The sequence below is a fragment of the Corynebacterium nasicanis genome, assembly GCF_042658165.1.
GTDB lineage: Bacteria > Actinomycetota > Actinomycetes > Mycobacteriales > Mycobacteriaceae > Corynebacterium > Corynebacterium nasicanis.
Genome location: NZ_JBHSQE010000001.1, coordinates 272,139 through 284,634, shown reverse-complemented (window position 1 = coordinate 284,634; position 12,496 = coordinate 272,139). Strand labels below are relative to the sequence as shown.

Sequence of the window (12,496 nt, the reverse complement as noted above, 5' to 3'; positions counted from 1 at the left end):
CCCAGGCTAACGGAAAGCCCGACTACTATCAGAGCCCATGCAGTACCAGTTGCCCGCCGCCGAGCAGACGTGGAGCCACGAATGGGAGGTCAAGCGCTCCCGATTCCTCTCCCTCGTGCGCCGCACCCCGGACGAGCAGGCCGCCCGCGCCTTCATCGCGCAGGTCCGCGGCGACTACCCCGACGCCCGCCACCACTGCAGCGCCTATGTCCTGCACGTGGAGAACGCCAACCCCGTCGAGCGTTCCTCCGACGACGGCGAGCCCTCCGGCACCGCCGGTCGGCCCATGCTCGACGTGCTCAAGGGCTCCGAGCTTCTCGACGCCACCGTGGTCGTCGTCCGCTGGTTCGGCGGCATCAAACTCGGCGCCGGCGGACTCGTCCACGCCTACTCCCAGTCCGTCGGCGACCTGCTCCCGCAGGTGGAGCGCGTGACCCGGGCCAGCCGCGAGCTCTACCGCATCGAGGTTCCCCACGCCGCGGCCGGGCGGCTGGAGGCGGACCTGCGGGCGCGGGGCGTGAGTGTCACCGACACCGAGTACGGAGCAGCCGTCACCTACACTCTGGCCGTCGAGCCCGGCGGGCGGGAGGCCCTCGAGTCGACCCTGGCGGCGCTCACCGCCGGGGCCGTCGTCCCCGTCGAGGCGGGCACCGCGTGGGTCGAGTATTAGGATGGGGCGCATGACAATGCAGCGTCGCCCCAACAACCCGATCGAACTTCGCAAGCAGGCCGTGCGCAAGTACACCCGCAACGCGGCCCTCTCCGTCGGTGGCGGTGTCGTCGGCGGCGCCGCCCTCGCACTGCTGGCCACCAGCTGGACCTGGCTCGTCCTGGGCCTGGTCGTCGCCGTCGTCGGTGGCTTCTACAACTGGAACAAGGTGCAGAAGATCGTCAACCACCGGGACAACTACTAGCCGTGTCCGTGCGTATCGACGTGTGGGTGTGGGCGGTGCGGATCTTCAAGACCCGCTCCGAGGCCGCCGCAGCCGTGCGCGCCGGGCACGTGAAACTCAACGGGGTGGCGGTCAAGCCCGCCCAGCAGGTGGTGCCCGGGGACCGCGTCCGCGCATGGGTCAACCACCGGGAACTGCAGCTCGAGGTGGTGGAGACCCCGCGCAAGCGGGTGGGGGCCCCGGTCGCGCGGACCTGCTACCTCGACCATTCCCCGCCGCCCCCGCCGAAGGAGATTCTGGCCTCCCAACCGCGTCGGGACCGCGGGGCCGGGCGCCCCACCAAAAGGGAGCGCCGCGAGCTGGACCGCCTGCGGGGCTTCTAGCCGAGCAGCTCCCGCACCCGCGGGATGACCTCCTCGCCGTAGAGGCGGATGGTCTCCATGTTGTGCTCGTGGGAGATGGGGCCGGTGGCGTACTTGAGGGTGAAGCGGTCCAGTTCCAGAGCGGAGACGGTGTCCGCGATCTTGCGGGCGACGGTCTCGGGGGAGCCGACGTAGAGCGAGCCGTGGTGGACCTCCGCCATGAACTGCTCGGCCGTGGGCTGCGACCAGCCGCGTTCCGCGCCGATGCGGCGGTGGGCGGCCAGCCAGTGCTCGAAGAGCCGCTCCTGCGCCTCGGTGTCGGTGGGCGCGATGAGCCCGGGGGAGTGCACGCCGACGGGGCCGTTCGGGATTTCCCGGCGGTAGAGGTCGACGAAGGGGCGGAAGCGGCGGGCGGATCCGCCGATGATCGCCAGCATGAGCGGCAGGCGGTGGCGGGCGGCGCGCAGCACCGACTCCGGGGAGCCGCCGACGGCGACCCACACCGGCAGATCCTCGGCCAGCGGCGGGTACAGGTGGGCGGGGCCGCGGTCCCAGGCGATGGGTTCGCCGGAGGAGGCGGCGTCGAGAAGCACGCGGATGAGCTCGAGCTTCTCCTCGAAGAGGCGCTCGTAATCGGCGAGGTCGTAGCCGAAGAGCGGGAAGGACTCGACGAAGGAGCCGCGGCCCAGCGTGATTTCGGCGCGGCCCGAGGACAGGGCCTGGAGGGTGGAGAAGCGCTCCATGATGCGCACCGGGTCATCGGAGGAGAGCACGATGACGGAGGTGGTCAGGTGGATGCGCTCGGTGCGGCCGGCGATGGTGGCCAGCACGATGTCGGGGGAGGAGACGGCGTAATCATCGCGGTGGTGCTCGCCGATGCCGAAGACATCGACGCCCACGCGATCGGCCTCGACCGCTTCGGCGACCACGTTGCGCAGAACCTGGTCGGGGGCGACGCCGTTGACGTCACCGAAGGTGTCGAGACCGAAAGTGAGGTGAGGGTTCATGCTGACGATGATACGTCAACAACCCGTGGTGTGGCTACCAGAGACCCCAGTGCGCCGGCGGGAAGTCAATGCCCATCGGGCGGAAGAAATTCGCGACGGTCAGAGCCCACACGTGGAGGGCATCCGCCACCTGGGGCAGGTTCTCGCGGAGGGACGACATAAATAGAACTCCTTCAAATCAACGAAAAGTGCAGACCCTGCACATGATACTGCTTGTCACTGTCCACCGTCGCGCAGGATGCGCGCGGCGCGCATGAGTTTCAGACGCCGGGCCAACTGCTGCGGGCGCAGCGCCGGGCGCGCACCGATCTGCCCCGTCCGGGAGATGTGCTCCTGCCCGTAGCGGCGCAGCAGCAGGTCATCGATGAGGCGGATCTGTCCCGGATGGAAGCGGTAGCGCAGGGCGCCGCGCACCGAGTCGATGTCGCCCTCCTCGAGCAGCGCCGCCAGCTCGTCCACGGTGGTGATGCCGTCGGCCGCCAGGATCTCCGCCAGGAAGCGGTAGTTCTCGGAACGCGAGCGGGGGAAACGGTTGCCCAGCAGCACGGCCAGGACACCCGGCAGCGTCTCCGGGGTGAGATCCACGTCCTGCGTCGTCGAATCCTCGCTGTCCACCTGCGTGGCGGCGATCTGGTCGAACTGCTGATCTGCCAGCTCGATGAGCCCGGCCGCCAGGGCGAAGGCGCGGTCCACCTTGGGATCGAGCTCCTCGTTGCCCCGCTTGTAGCGGATGTCGTGCTCGAACTCCGCCCACGCGTGCTGGAGGACGGTGCGGATCTGCACCTCGAAGCTCACACCCAGGTAACCGTTGAGCTCCTCGATGTCCGAGGAGTTCTCGTCGACGGTGAGGATGAGGTGGTGGGAGCCGTAACCGAAGCCGCCGGCGATGCGGGTCTCCGCCGTCTTGTCCACGGAACGCCGGACGGTGAAGGACTGCTTGAGCACGTCGATGGCCACCGGGATCTCCGTGGAGTGGAAGGTGGTCACGCGCACGCCGATGAGATCGTGGATGTCCTCCCACGGATCCGGGTACATCCACTCGCCGTTCTCCCGCCGCTTGTAGGCCTTGGATTTCAGCGAGGGCCAGTCCTTCACCCGGGCGACGACGCGGTCATAGGTCACGCCCGCGTCCGCCAGCAGGTCCTCCACCCCGGCGGCGAAATCCTCCGCCGCCTGCGGATGGGCGCGCACCCACTCGTGATAGCGGCTGCCCAAGCGGGCCATCCGGTCAGACATCCTTGACCAACAAGGCCGTGGGGAAGAGGTTGAGCACCTCGGCCAGCGGGACCGTCGCCTCGTAGGAACGCCCCGTCAGCCGGTCGCGCCACGTGCCCTTCGGGAGGGTGACCGTGGTGCCGCCCCAGCCGCCGCTGCGCTCCAGGTCGAGTGGGCGACGGGTGGCCAGGGTGATGATGCCCACCCCGGACTCCGTGCCCCGGGCCTGGCCGATGAGGTGGGACTCCTCCGGGCCGACCGCGAAGACCGCCTGCGTGTCCCCGCCGACGAAGTACTCGGGGTGCTCCGCGCGGACCTTCAGGCCCTCGTGGACGATGTGCAGCTTGGCGCGGTCCCCGTAGAGATCCAGGTGCGGGTAATCGCCGGTGGTGGCGGCCTGCGCCTCAGCCTCGGCGGCCAGATCCTCCCAGTCGACCCCCGCGGCGAGGATGTCAAGGGTCTGCCGGCGCGCGGTGTAGTCCACGAAGCGCCGGTTGTCCGGGTCCACCAGCGAATCATCGAAGAACTCGGTGCCCTGGTAGACGTCCGGGATGCCCGGGCCCGTCAGCTGCAGCATCTTGCGCCCCAGGGAGACGCGGACGGCGCCGCGGGCCAGGGGGGCGACGAACTCGCTGATCATGGAGGTCACGGGGCCGTCGAGAAGCACGTCGACCCAGTCGAGCACGGAGGTCTCGAAGGACTCCACCGGATCCACCCACGTGGTGTGCACGCTGGCCTCGCGCAGCGCCTTGATGACGTACCCGTGGAAGCGCTCGCGCAGCGCCTCCGTCGGCGGGCCGTCGGCGGGCCACACGCCCAGCAGGTTCTGCAGCAGGAAATGGCCCGTGCCGGAATCCGGGGCCGGCACGACCGAGGTGACGCGGTGGACGAGCTCGGAGAAATCCATCGGGCGCTCGGTGAGCTCGATGATGCGGGCGCGGACATCCTCGCCGCGCTTGGTGTCGTGGGTGGACAGCGTCGTCATCGCCTTCGGCCACAGCCGCGCCCGCTCCTGCTGGAGCAGGTGGAACTCGGCCGCCGAGACGCCGAAGCGGCCCGGGGCACCGCCGACCTCCTGCAACGCGACGAGGCGGCAGGCACGGTAGAAGGTCGTGTCCTCCACGCCCTTGGCCATGACGGCGCCACACACCTGCGCGAACCGGATCTTCGCCTCCGCGTTGGCGTTGAGGGCCGCGACGACGAGGTCGAGGGCGTCCCGCCGCGAGGGGAAACGCCGCGACATCTCCGCCACCACCGTCGCGGTGACGCGGGACAGCGAGAGGTAGTCGGCGCGGTAGACAGGCATCGCGGCGACCAGCTCGGTGATGGTGGTGATGAGGTCCTCCTCCGACACGCCGGAACCGGCGGTGGAGAAGTTGTCGCGGCGCATGGCACGGGCCAGGCGGCGGATCTCCGCGGCCAGTTCCTCCTGGGCGACCTCCCGCTTGAGCAGGTGCTGGGTGACCTCGACGGCGGCCTCATCCCACGTCGAACCGGACTGCTGCAGCGCCAGCATGGACAGCGAATCCTCCGACTCGCGGGCCACGAACACGCCGTCCAGCTCGCGCAGCGCGTCGTAGCCGGTGGTGCCGTCGACCGCCAGACGCGGGTCCAGCACCTCGTCGACCTCGAGGATCTTCTCCACGATGAGCCAGCGGTCCGGGCCGATGACCTCACGGAGCCGGTTGAGGTAACCGAAGGGATCGGACAGGCCGTCCGGGTGGTCGACCCGCACGCCGTCGATGAGGTCCTCGGCGATGAGCTGGCGCACGATGCGGTGCGTGTGCTCGAACACCATGGGATCCTCCTGGCGGATTCCCGCCAGCCCGTTCACGGAGAAGAAGCGCCGGTAGGAGATGACCCCGTCGCGCCAGTACATGAGGCGGTAGTGCTGCCGCTCGTACACCTCCGTCACGTCGTCGTCGAGGGTGACCTCCCCGCCGACGGGGAAGAGGTGTTCGTGGTAGGCGAGCATGACCTCGCCGTCGACCTCGCGCAGCTCCAGCTGATCGATGTCCTCCGGGGAACCCAGCACCGGCATGCCCAGCTTGCCGCCCGCGCCGTTGTCCGCGTGCCAGTCGATGTCGAAGTAGTGCTCGTACTCCGAGTCCTGCCCGTGGCGGAGCACATCCCACCACCACTTGTTCAGCCGCGGGTTCTCCACCCCGAGGTGGTTGGGCACGATGTCGATGATGAGCCCCAGACCCGCCGCCTGCGCGGTGGCGGCGAGTTCACGCAGCCCCTCGATCCCCCCGAGTTCCGGGTTGATCTCCGTGGGATCGGTGACGTCGTAGTTGTGGCTGGAGGCCGGGTCCGCCGTGAAAATGGGGGAGAGGTAGATGTGACTGACGCCCAGGGACTGCAGGTAGGGGACCTGGGCGGCCGCCTCCGCGAAACCGAAGGCGCGTCCCGAAGGATCCGCCTGTGGTCCGCGCAGCTGCAGACGGTAGGTGGCGGTGATCGGACGACGCATGAAACTCCTCGGGTCGGATGAATGAAGAAAAGTGCACCTCACAGCTTAGGCGGGAGCGGCCACCGGTGTGCGGGACGACACCGCCGCGGGGAAGCCGTGGCGCCGCACCAGCGGGGTGGACACCAGCGCCGCGCCCGGCGCCTGCTTCTCGACGCCCCCCTCCGGCACCGCCACCACCGTCCCCGACGCCAGGGCCCACCACGCCACCGACTCACCCAGCAGGCCCCGGAGATGCTCGTCGAGCACCGCGAAGGGCCGCGGGTGTGCCAGCCACGCGCTGGCCGGCGCGCCGGGCAGCGCCACCTGCAAACCCTCGGCCCCGGGGCCGAGGAGGATCTGAGCGGGACGGGTGCGCACCCGGATGCCCTCCGGGGTCTGCGCGCGGGCCATGAGGTTGGCGGCAGCCAGGTCCCACGCCCGGTGGGCCGAGAGATCGAGGTCCCCCAGGCCGCGGTAGCTGACGTCAGCGCCGTCACAGGTGAACGTCGCGCACAGCTCCCGCGACAGGGCGATGTAGGCGATGGTGTCGGAGAATCCGTCGTCGCTCAGCCCGCAGCGGCGCAACCAGGAGTGCGGGCGCAGCGCGGGCAGGAGGGCGGCAGGGTCAAGGGGCATGGGCGGTGTCCTGTCTGGGGCGGGGGCAGGTTCACCACTGTTGGACTGCGATTCCGCCCCGCCGGTTCCCGCCCACCCTAAAACGGGGGCTGTTCCGAGTCCTGCTCCTCGAGCCCCAGCACCGCCAGCAGCTGTTCGCCGCTCCAGATCTGAATGTCCTGCCCCTGGGCGATGAGCTCCTCCGCCCGCTTCTCCTTGGAGGTCTTCGTGGCCCAGGTGCCGGCGACGAGGATACTCGTCTTCTTGGTCACGTTCTTGCCCACGCCAGCGCCGAGGTCCGCGATGGCCGACCACAAACGCCCCTTGTCGAAGGGCTCGAAATCCCCGGTGAGGGTGACGTGCTGACCGAAGAGGGGGCCGGTGGGGTCGGCGTCGGGGTTGGCCTCGGGGATGACGTCCGGGGTGGCCACCGACTGCCAGGGGGCGCGCCGGGCGGGCTTCTGCGGGGCGGCCACGGGAGCCGGCCGCTGCCGCTGCCGCAGCACCGGGTAGGCGTGCGCGGCGCTGAGGGTGCCCAGGGTGAAGCCCGCGGCCTCCTGCAGGTCCGCGAGGCTGCCGGGCTGCTGGGCCACTGCGAGGACGATCTCCTCCGGACGCTGCCCGTCCACCCCGGTCGCCCGCGCCAGGACGAGCGAGCACGCGTAGCGCAGCTCGGGCACCTCGACGTCGGAGGCCAGGCACGCCCGACGCAGCCCCATCATGGCGAACTGGGCGTCGTGCGCGAGGACCGGCAGGTCCCCGATGAACTCCCGCAGCGCGGGCACCAGCGCGGCGAAGGGCGGCCCGTCTGCGGGGCCCTCCGCCAGTGCGGGCGGCGGGGTGCACGACCACGCGGCGGCCTCCACTTCCGTACCGTCGATGATCCGGCGCACCTCGATCTGGCGGATCGAACCCGGGTCCGCGTTCGCGGTCTCCAGGGACAGGGCGACGAAGTCGAGGCCCGGCACGGCCGCCGGCGACTCCCCGCGCTGCGCCGCCTCGATGGCCGCCCGCGCGTCCTTAGCCGCCTGCGCCTGGCCGGGGGCGAAGGCGATGGTGGTGCCGGGGCCCTCGAGGGTGAGCACGCCGGCGTCGAGAAGCGAGGGCACCTCGAGGCGCACGCCCGTGACCTGGGACAGCGGGATCTCCACGACGGCCTGCCCGGTCAGAGCCGTCAGCAGGGCGGAACGGTCGATGCGGATGCTGGCGGCGGTGACACTGAGCTGGGCGCCGTGGGCGGGGATCACGTCGAGGGCTCCGATCTGAAGGAAGGGCGGGATGAACCGTCAGTCTACCGGCGTACCATGGACGGGCATGGAGGACTGGGTACGCGACGCTGATCCCTTCGACCGCACCTGCCCGAGTCGCCTGCTGTTGGCGGGGCTGGCCGACAAATGGACCGTCCTCATCATCCTCGCCCTCGACGGCGAGCAGCTGCGCTACCGCGAACTGGAACAGGCGGTGGACGGCATCTCCCCGAAGATGCTCACCCACCGCCTGCGCACGCTCGTCGACGACGGCCTCCTCGCCCGCTGGGAGTTCCCGGAGGTGCCGCCGCACGTGGCCTACGAGCTCACCGACCTGGGCCGCAGCCTGCTGCCGGTGTTCTACCCGCTCATCGGGTGGCTCATCGACCACACCCGGGACGTGGAGGACCACCGCCACCGGGCGGACACTTAGGCCTCTTCGTCGGTGTACTCGTCGCGCTGCGCCGCGCGACGCTTGGCGGCCAGCTGCTCCTCTTCACTCATGGTGGCCAGGAGGGCCTTGTTCTGCCCGGGCTCGATCTCGTCCTCGCCGTCCTCCGACGCTGCCTCTGCCTCGAGCTCCGCGACGGTGGGCTCCACGGCGATCCGCTCGGCGGTGGCGGCGGAGTCCGCCGTCACCTTGTCGCCGACGATCCCGAGGTCCTTCTCGCGCTCGGCGTCGTCGACGACCTCGACCTCTTCCAGCTCGTCCTCTTCGTCGTAGACCGGCGGCTCGATCTGCTTGAGCACCATGGTCGCGCGGGAGGGGACCGTGATGGTGCCCTTCGCCTCGATGATGGAGGCTTCGATGGGGTAGCCGATGTCCTCGGTCGTGTCCACGAGCAGCTGCCAGCGGACACCGAAGGCGCGGGGCGGCAGGGTGAACTCGATCTCCTCGTAGTGCGCGTTGAACATGAGGATGAAGGAGTCGTCCACGATCTTCTGCCCGCGGGCGTCCGGCTCGGTGATGGCGTTGCCGTTGAGGTAGACCATGAGGGCCTTACCGAAGGCGAAGTCCCAGTCGTCCTGCGTCATCAGCTTGCCGGAGGGCACCAGCCAGGCGATGTCACGGTCGCGGACGTCGGAACCCAGGGGGCCGCCGGCCAGGAAGCGGCGACGACGGAACACGGGGTGGCGGCGGCGGATGTTGAGCAGCCGCTTGGTGAAGGCATGGAGCGAGGAGTTCTCGTCCAGCTGGTCCCAGTTCATCCACGCCAGCTCGTTGTCCTGGCAGTAGACGTTGTTGTTGCCGTCCTGGGTGCGTGCCATCTCGTCGCCGTGGCTGAGCATGGGCGTGCCCAACGAGAGGATGAGCGTGGTGAGGAAGTTGCGGCGCTGGCGGGCGCGCAGGGCCAGGATCTCCGGGTCGTCCGTGGGGCCCTCGACGCCGTGGTTCCACGAGCGGTTGTGGGATTCGCCGTCGCGGTTGTCCTCACCGTTGGCCATGTTGTGCTTCTCGTTGTAGCTCACCAGGTCGTTGAGCGTGAAGCCGTCGTGGGCGGTGATGAAGTTGATCGACGCGGTGGGGCGGCGGCCGTTGTTGGCGTAGAGATCCGAGGAACCGGTGAGGCGGGAGGCGAACTCGCCGAGGGTGGCCGGCTCGCCGCGCCAGAAGTCACGCACGGTGTCGCGGTACTTGCCGTTCCACTCGGTCCACAGCGGCGGGAAGTTGCCCACCTGGTAGCCGTCGTGGCCGACGTCCCAGGGCTCGGCGATGAGCTTGCACTGGGAGACGACCGGGTCCTGCTGGACGAGGTCGAAGAAGGTGGCCAGGCGGTCGACGTCGTGGAGCTCGCGGGCCAGGGTGGAGGCGAGGTCGAAGCGGAAGCCGTCGACGTGCATCTCCGTGATCCAGTAGCGCAGCGAATCCATGATGAGCTGCAGCGAGTGCGGGTCCCGCACGTTGAGGGAGTTACCCGTGCCCGTGTAGTCCATGTAGTGGTACTTGTCGCCGTCGACGAGGCGGTAGTAGGCCTCGTTGTCGATGCCGCGGAACATGATCGTCGGGCCCAGGTGGTTGCCCTCGGCGGTGTGGTTGTACACCACGTCGAGGATGACCTCCATGCCCGCCTCGTGGTACGCGCGGACCATGCCCTTGAACTCGGAGACGGCGCCGCCGGGCTTGCGGGCGGCGGCGTAGTCCTGGTGCGGGGCGAAGAAGCCGAAGGTGTTGTAGCCCCAGTAGTTGCGCAGGCCCAGGTCACGCAGGCGGTCGTCCTGCAGGAACTGGTGCACCGGCATGAGTTCGATCGCGGTGACGCCGAGGTCCTTGAGGTAGGAGATGATCGCCGGGTGGGCGAGACCGGCGTAGGTGCCGCGCAGGTTCGGCGGCACGTCCGGGTGGGTCATGGTGAGGCCCTTGACGTGGGTCTCGTAGATGACGGTCTCGTTGTACGGGATGCGCGGGGCGCGGTCGGAACCCCAGTCGAAGAACGGGTTGATCACCACGGACTTCATCGTGTGGCCCAGGCTGTCGTCCTCGTTGCGGCCCGAGCCCGGCGGGTCGGCGAAGATGTCGTAGGAGAACAGGGAGGGGTCGCCGTCGAAATCGCCGTCGAAGGCCCGCGCGTAGGGGTCGACGAGGAGCTTGTTCGGGTCGCAGCGCTTGCCGTTGTGCGGGTCGTAGGGACCGTGGACGCGGAAGCCGTAGCGCTGCCCGGGCTGGACGCCGGGGAGGTAGCAGTGCCAGACGTTGGCGTGCACCTCTTCGAGATTGATCCGGACTTCGTTGTCCTCCCGGTCAATGAGGCACAGTTCCACCTTCTCGGCGACATAGGAGAAGAGTGCGAAGTTGGTGCCTGCGCCGTCGTAGGTGGAGCCCAGGGGATAGGGGTCACCCGGCCAGACCGTGTAGTTGTGGTCGGACTCAGTAGTCATGGTTGCCGATCTTAACGGTTCCCGGACAGATTCTCCGTCTCAGCCACGGCTTGTGGACAGACCAGCAAGCAGCAGGCTCACTCCGCGCCGGAAATCGGCGGAGGCGTCCCCCGGCAGCTCGGCCCCGGTGTCCGCCGCGTGCTGGGCGCGCGCCTGTTCCAGGGCGGTGGCCCCGAGCACCAGGTGCAGCAGGGTGGCCGCGCCGATGCGGACCAGGTCAGCGTCCCCGGGCAGGCTCTGCCCGAGCCGCTTCTCGACGTCCGCGCGGGTCGGCGAATCCGGCTGCGACAGGGCCGCGGCGACCACCTCGGCGCCGTCGCGACGCGAGAGCATCGCCGTGCGGAGGGCCCCGGCGACCTCCGCCGCTCCGCCGGGCGCCGGGTCGGAGAGGACGGGGGAGAGGATCTCCTCGGCGATGGCTGTAATGAGTTGCTGCTTGTTGGCGATATGCCAGTACAGAGCCCCCGGTGCAACACCCAGGGAGGTGGCGACCCGTCGCATGCTCATGTCCGCCAGGCCGTAGGTGTCCAGAATGGTCACGGCGGCGGCGATGATGGAATCGCGGGTCAGCTGCACACCGTCAGAGCCTACCTGGTGGACAAACTCTCAGGGTGCTGCCAGGCGTCGACCGCGGCGTGTTGATAGGGTGGCCCATCGATCGCACATTGAGCATCCGGTAGGAGATTGACGACAGTGACCGTGAAGAAGACCCTCGTGGCGGCCCTGGCCCTCACCGTCCCATTGACGTTCGCAGCGGCGTGCGGATCCGGCGAGACCGTGGAGAGCACCGCCACCGGTGTCCCCACCCAGAGCACCGTCACCTCGACCCGCACGAGCGAGTCAACGACGCCGACCAGCTCCTCGGAGGAGCCGACCACGGAGGAATCCACCGTGGAGCCCACGCCGGAGCCGGAGGCGGCCCCCGCCGCCGATCCGCTGCTCGACACGAACATCCCGGAGCCGGAGCCCGTCCAGGGCGGCCACACCGCCAACGCGGCGGAGCAGGCGGAGATCGAGCACCTGGTCCGCGGCATCTATGAGGTGGAGACCTTCCACCAGATGCTGCGCTACATCCCGGAGAACACGTGCCACGAGGCCGTCGCCGCCCAGGGTGGCGCGCAGGCCATGGACCTCAACGGGGTGCCCGACTCCCGCCTGGCCGACATGCCGCAGTACGCCACGGCCAACCCGCACATCCAGTCCGTCACCGACGTCCGCGTCGACGGCAACCGGGCCTCCGCCGTGGTCACCGCGGTGTCCGCCGGCCAGACCGAGACCCGGACGCAGCGCTACCTGCACGAGGACGGGCGCTGGAAGTTCTGCACCTAAATGAGGATCCCGCGCACCGTGGGCACCGCGGCGGGCGTGGCCGCGGTGTCCCTGCTGATCTACAGTGCCGTCGGGGCACTGTGGGGGCTGCTCCGCCCGGCCTACTCGGGCACCCTGGCCGAGGGTGGTCAGGTGATCATCGATGCCGCCGCGGCGAACATCGAGTTCGTCTCCTTCGGCAGCTTCGTCGCCGCCACCGGACTGCTGGCGGTGCTTGTGTCGCTGAGCGCCTACGTCCTCTCGCCCGCCACCCGCGGCCCGCTCATGCTGTGGTGGCTCATGGCCGTCGCGGTGGTTTCGGCCTTCGCGTTCCTCGAGGTCGGCACCGTCACGTCCGGGTGGCTGCATGACGTCGGGGACCCGCATCTGCTCGCCGCGGGGGACCGGGTGAGCATCGTGCCGGGCCTGGCCCCGGGGATCGGCTGGGCCGCGGCCCCCCTCCTGGCGGCTCTGGCGTACTGGTGTTCCGCGCTGGTGACCCCGCCGCTACAGTGAGGGC

The 12,496-nt window shown here is 69.6% G+C and carries 14 protein-coding genes; 6 read left to right on the top strand and 8 right to left on the bottom strand.

Annotated elements, in window-relative coordinates:
- Nucleotides 1-37: 37 nt before the first annotated feature.
- From ACFPUZ_RS01455 to ACFPUZ_RS01445, 3 genes are read left to right on the top strand one after another with little or no spacing between them, the layout of a single operon-like run.
- Nucleotides 38-670, top strand: coding sequence for an IMPACT family protein (locus ACFPUZ_RS01455; RefSeq protein ID WP_376999167.1), 633 nt, complete (start codon nucleotides 38-40; stop codon nucleotides 668-670).
- A gap of 10 nt (nucleotides 671-680) precedes the next feature.
- Complete coding sequence (locus ACFPUZ_RS01450) at nucleotides 681-914, top strand: hypothetical protein (RefSeq protein WP_376999165.1); 234 nt, start codon at nucleotides 681-683, stop codon at nucleotides 912-914.
- Nucleotides 915-916: 2 nt separating this feature from the next.
- Complete coding sequence (locus ACFPUZ_RS01445; RefSeq protein WP_376999163.1) at nucleotides 917-1,276, top strand: RNA-binding S4 domain-containing protein; 360 nt, start codon at nucleotides 917-919, stop codon at nucleotides 1,274-1,276.
- Here ACFPUZ_RS01445 and ACFPUZ_RS01440 read toward each other — a convergent pair.
- From ACFPUZ_RS01440 to ACFPUZ_RS01415, 6 genes are all read right to left on the bottom strand, one after another.
- The gene (locus ACFPUZ_RS01440; RefSeq protein ID WP_376999161.1) at nucleotides 1,273-2,262 is read right to left on the bottom strand and encodes an LLM class flavin-dependent oxidoreductase; all 990 of its coding nucleotides are present in this window, start codon (nucleotides 2,260-2,262) and stop codon (nucleotides 1,273-1,275) included. The genes ACFPUZ_RS01445 and ACFPUZ_RS01440 overlap by 4 nt on opposite strands.
- A 34-nt stretch (nucleotides 2,263-2,296) precedes the next feature.
- The gene (locus ACFPUZ_RS01435; protein WP_376999159.1) at nucleotides 2,297-2,422 is read right to left on the bottom strand and encodes a hypothetical protein; all 126 of its coding nucleotides are present in this window, start codon (nucleotides 2,420-2,422) and stop codon (nucleotides 2,297-2,299) included.
- A gap of 56 nt (nucleotides 2,423-2,478) precedes the next feature.
- Nucleotides 2,479-3,486, bottom strand: a complete 1,008-nt coding sequence (locus ACFPUZ_RS01430; RefSeq protein ID WP_376999157.1) for a GTP pyrophosphokinase — start codon at nucleotides 3,484-3,486, stop codon at nucleotides 2,479-2,481.
- Between the two features lie 4 nt (nucleotides 3,487-3,490).
- Entirely contained in the window at nucleotides 3,491-5,950 is a 2,460-nt protein-coding gene (gene treY, locus ACFPUZ_RS01425) for a malto-oligosyltrehalose synthase (RefSeq protein WP_376999155.1), read from the bottom strand.
- A 45-nt stretch (nucleotides 5,951-5,995) separates the two neighbouring features.
- The gene (locus ACFPUZ_RS01420; protein WP_376999153.1) at nucleotides 5,996-6,565 is read right to left on the bottom strand and encodes a hypothetical protein; all 570 of its coding nucleotides are present in this window, start codon (nucleotides 6,563-6,565) and stop codon (nucleotides 5,996-5,998) included.
- A 77-nt stretch (nucleotides 6,566-6,642) separates the two neighbouring features.
- Nucleotides 6,643-7,791, bottom strand: a complete 1,149-nt coding sequence (locus tag ACFPUZ_RS01415; protein ID WP_376999151.1) for a DNA polymerase III subunit epsilon — start codon at nucleotides 7,789-7,791, stop codon at nucleotides 6,643-6,645.
- Between the two features lie 31 nt (nucleotides 7,792-7,822).
- On the opposite strand from ACFPUZ_RS01415, the gene ACFPUZ_RS01410 reads away from it, so the two are divergent.
- The gene (locus ACFPUZ_RS01410) at nucleotides 7,823-8,224 is read left to right on the top strand and encodes a winged helix-turn-helix transcriptional regulator (RefSeq protein ID WP_376999149.1); all 402 of its coding nucleotides are present in this window, start codon (nucleotides 7,823-7,825) and stop codon (nucleotides 8,222-8,224) included.
- On the opposite strand, the gene glgX is transcribed toward ACFPUZ_RS01410, so the two are convergent.
- Nucleotides 8,221-10,668 (bottom strand): glycogen debranching protein GlgX, encoded by a 2,448-nt coding sequence (gene glgX, locus ACFPUZ_RS01405; protein WP_376999147.1) that lies wholly within the window; start codon nucleotides 10,666-10,668, stop codon nucleotides 8,221-8,223. The two genes, ACFPUZ_RS01410 and glgX, sit on opposite strands and share 4 nt — an antisense overlap.
- 39 nt (nucleotides 10,669-10,707) lie before the next feature.
- Nucleotides 10,708-11,244, bottom strand: a complete 537-nt coding sequence (locus ACFPUZ_RS01400; RefSeq protein WP_376999145.1) for a TetR family transcriptional regulator — start codon at nucleotides 11,242-11,244, stop codon at nucleotides 10,708-10,710.
- Nucleotides 11,245-11,361: 117 nt separating this feature from the next.
- Here ACFPUZ_RS01400 and ACFPUZ_RS01395 point away from each other — a divergent pair, with 117 nt between their 5' ends.
- Together ACFPUZ_RS01395 and ACFPUZ_RS01390 are read left to right on the top strand one after the other, a co-directional pair.
- Nucleotides 11,362-11,997, top strand: a complete 636-nt coding sequence (locus ACFPUZ_RS01395) for a hypothetical protein (RefSeq protein WP_376999143.1) — start codon at nucleotides 11,362-11,364, stop codon at nucleotides 11,995-11,997.
- Nucleotides 11,998-12,492 (top strand): hypothetical protein, encoded by a 495-nt coding sequence (locus ACFPUZ_RS01390; RefSeq protein ID WP_376999141.1) that lies wholly within the window; start codon nucleotides 11,998-12,000, stop codon nucleotides 12,490-12,492.
- Nucleotides 12,493-12,496 lie beyond the last annotated feature (4 nt).

Excerpts from the sequence above, each read along its gene's own strand:
- ACFPUZ_RS01455 (WP_376999167.1), top strand. The coding sequence starts at position 38 with ATGCAGTACCAGTTGCCCGCCGCCGAGCAGACGTGGAGCCACGAATGG.
- ACFPUZ_RS01450 (WP_376999165.1), top strand. The coding sequence starts at position 681 with ATGACAATGCAGCGTCGCCCCAACAACCCGATCGAACTTCGCAAGCAG.
- ACFPUZ_RS01440 (WP_376999161.1), bottom strand. The coding sequence starts at position 2,262 with ATGAACCCTCACCTCACTTTCGGTCTCGACACCTTCGGTGACGTCAAC.
- ACFPUZ_RS01435 (WP_376999159.1), bottom strand. The coding sequence starts at position 2,422 with ATGTCGTCCCTCCGCGAGAACCTGCCCCAGGTGGCGGATGCCCTCCAC.
- ACFPUZ_RS01430 (WP_376999157.1), bottom strand. The coding sequence starts at position 3,486 with ATGGCCCGCTTGGGCAGCCGCTATCACGAGTGGGTGCGCGCCCATCCG.
- treY (WP_376999155.1), bottom strand. The coding sequence starts at position 5,950 with ATGCGTCGTCCGATCACCGCCACCTACCGTCTGCAGCTGCGCGGACCA.
- ACFPUZ_RS01420 (WP_376999153.1), bottom strand. The coding sequence starts at position 6,565 with ATGCCCCTTGACCCTGCCGCCCTCCTGCCCGCGCTGCGCCCGCACTCC.
- ACFPUZ_RS01410 (WP_376999149.1), top strand. The coding sequence starts at position 7,823 with ATGAACCGTCAGTCTACCGGCGTACCATGGACGGGCATGGAGGACTGG.
- glgX (WP_376999147.1), bottom strand. The coding sequence starts at position 10,668 with ATGACTACTGAGTCCGACCACAACTACACGGTCTGGCCGGGTGACCCC.
- ACFPUZ_RS01390 (WP_376999141.1), top strand. The coding sequence starts at position 11,998 with ATGAGGATCCCGCGCACCGTGGGCACCGCGGCGGGCGTGGCCGCGGTG.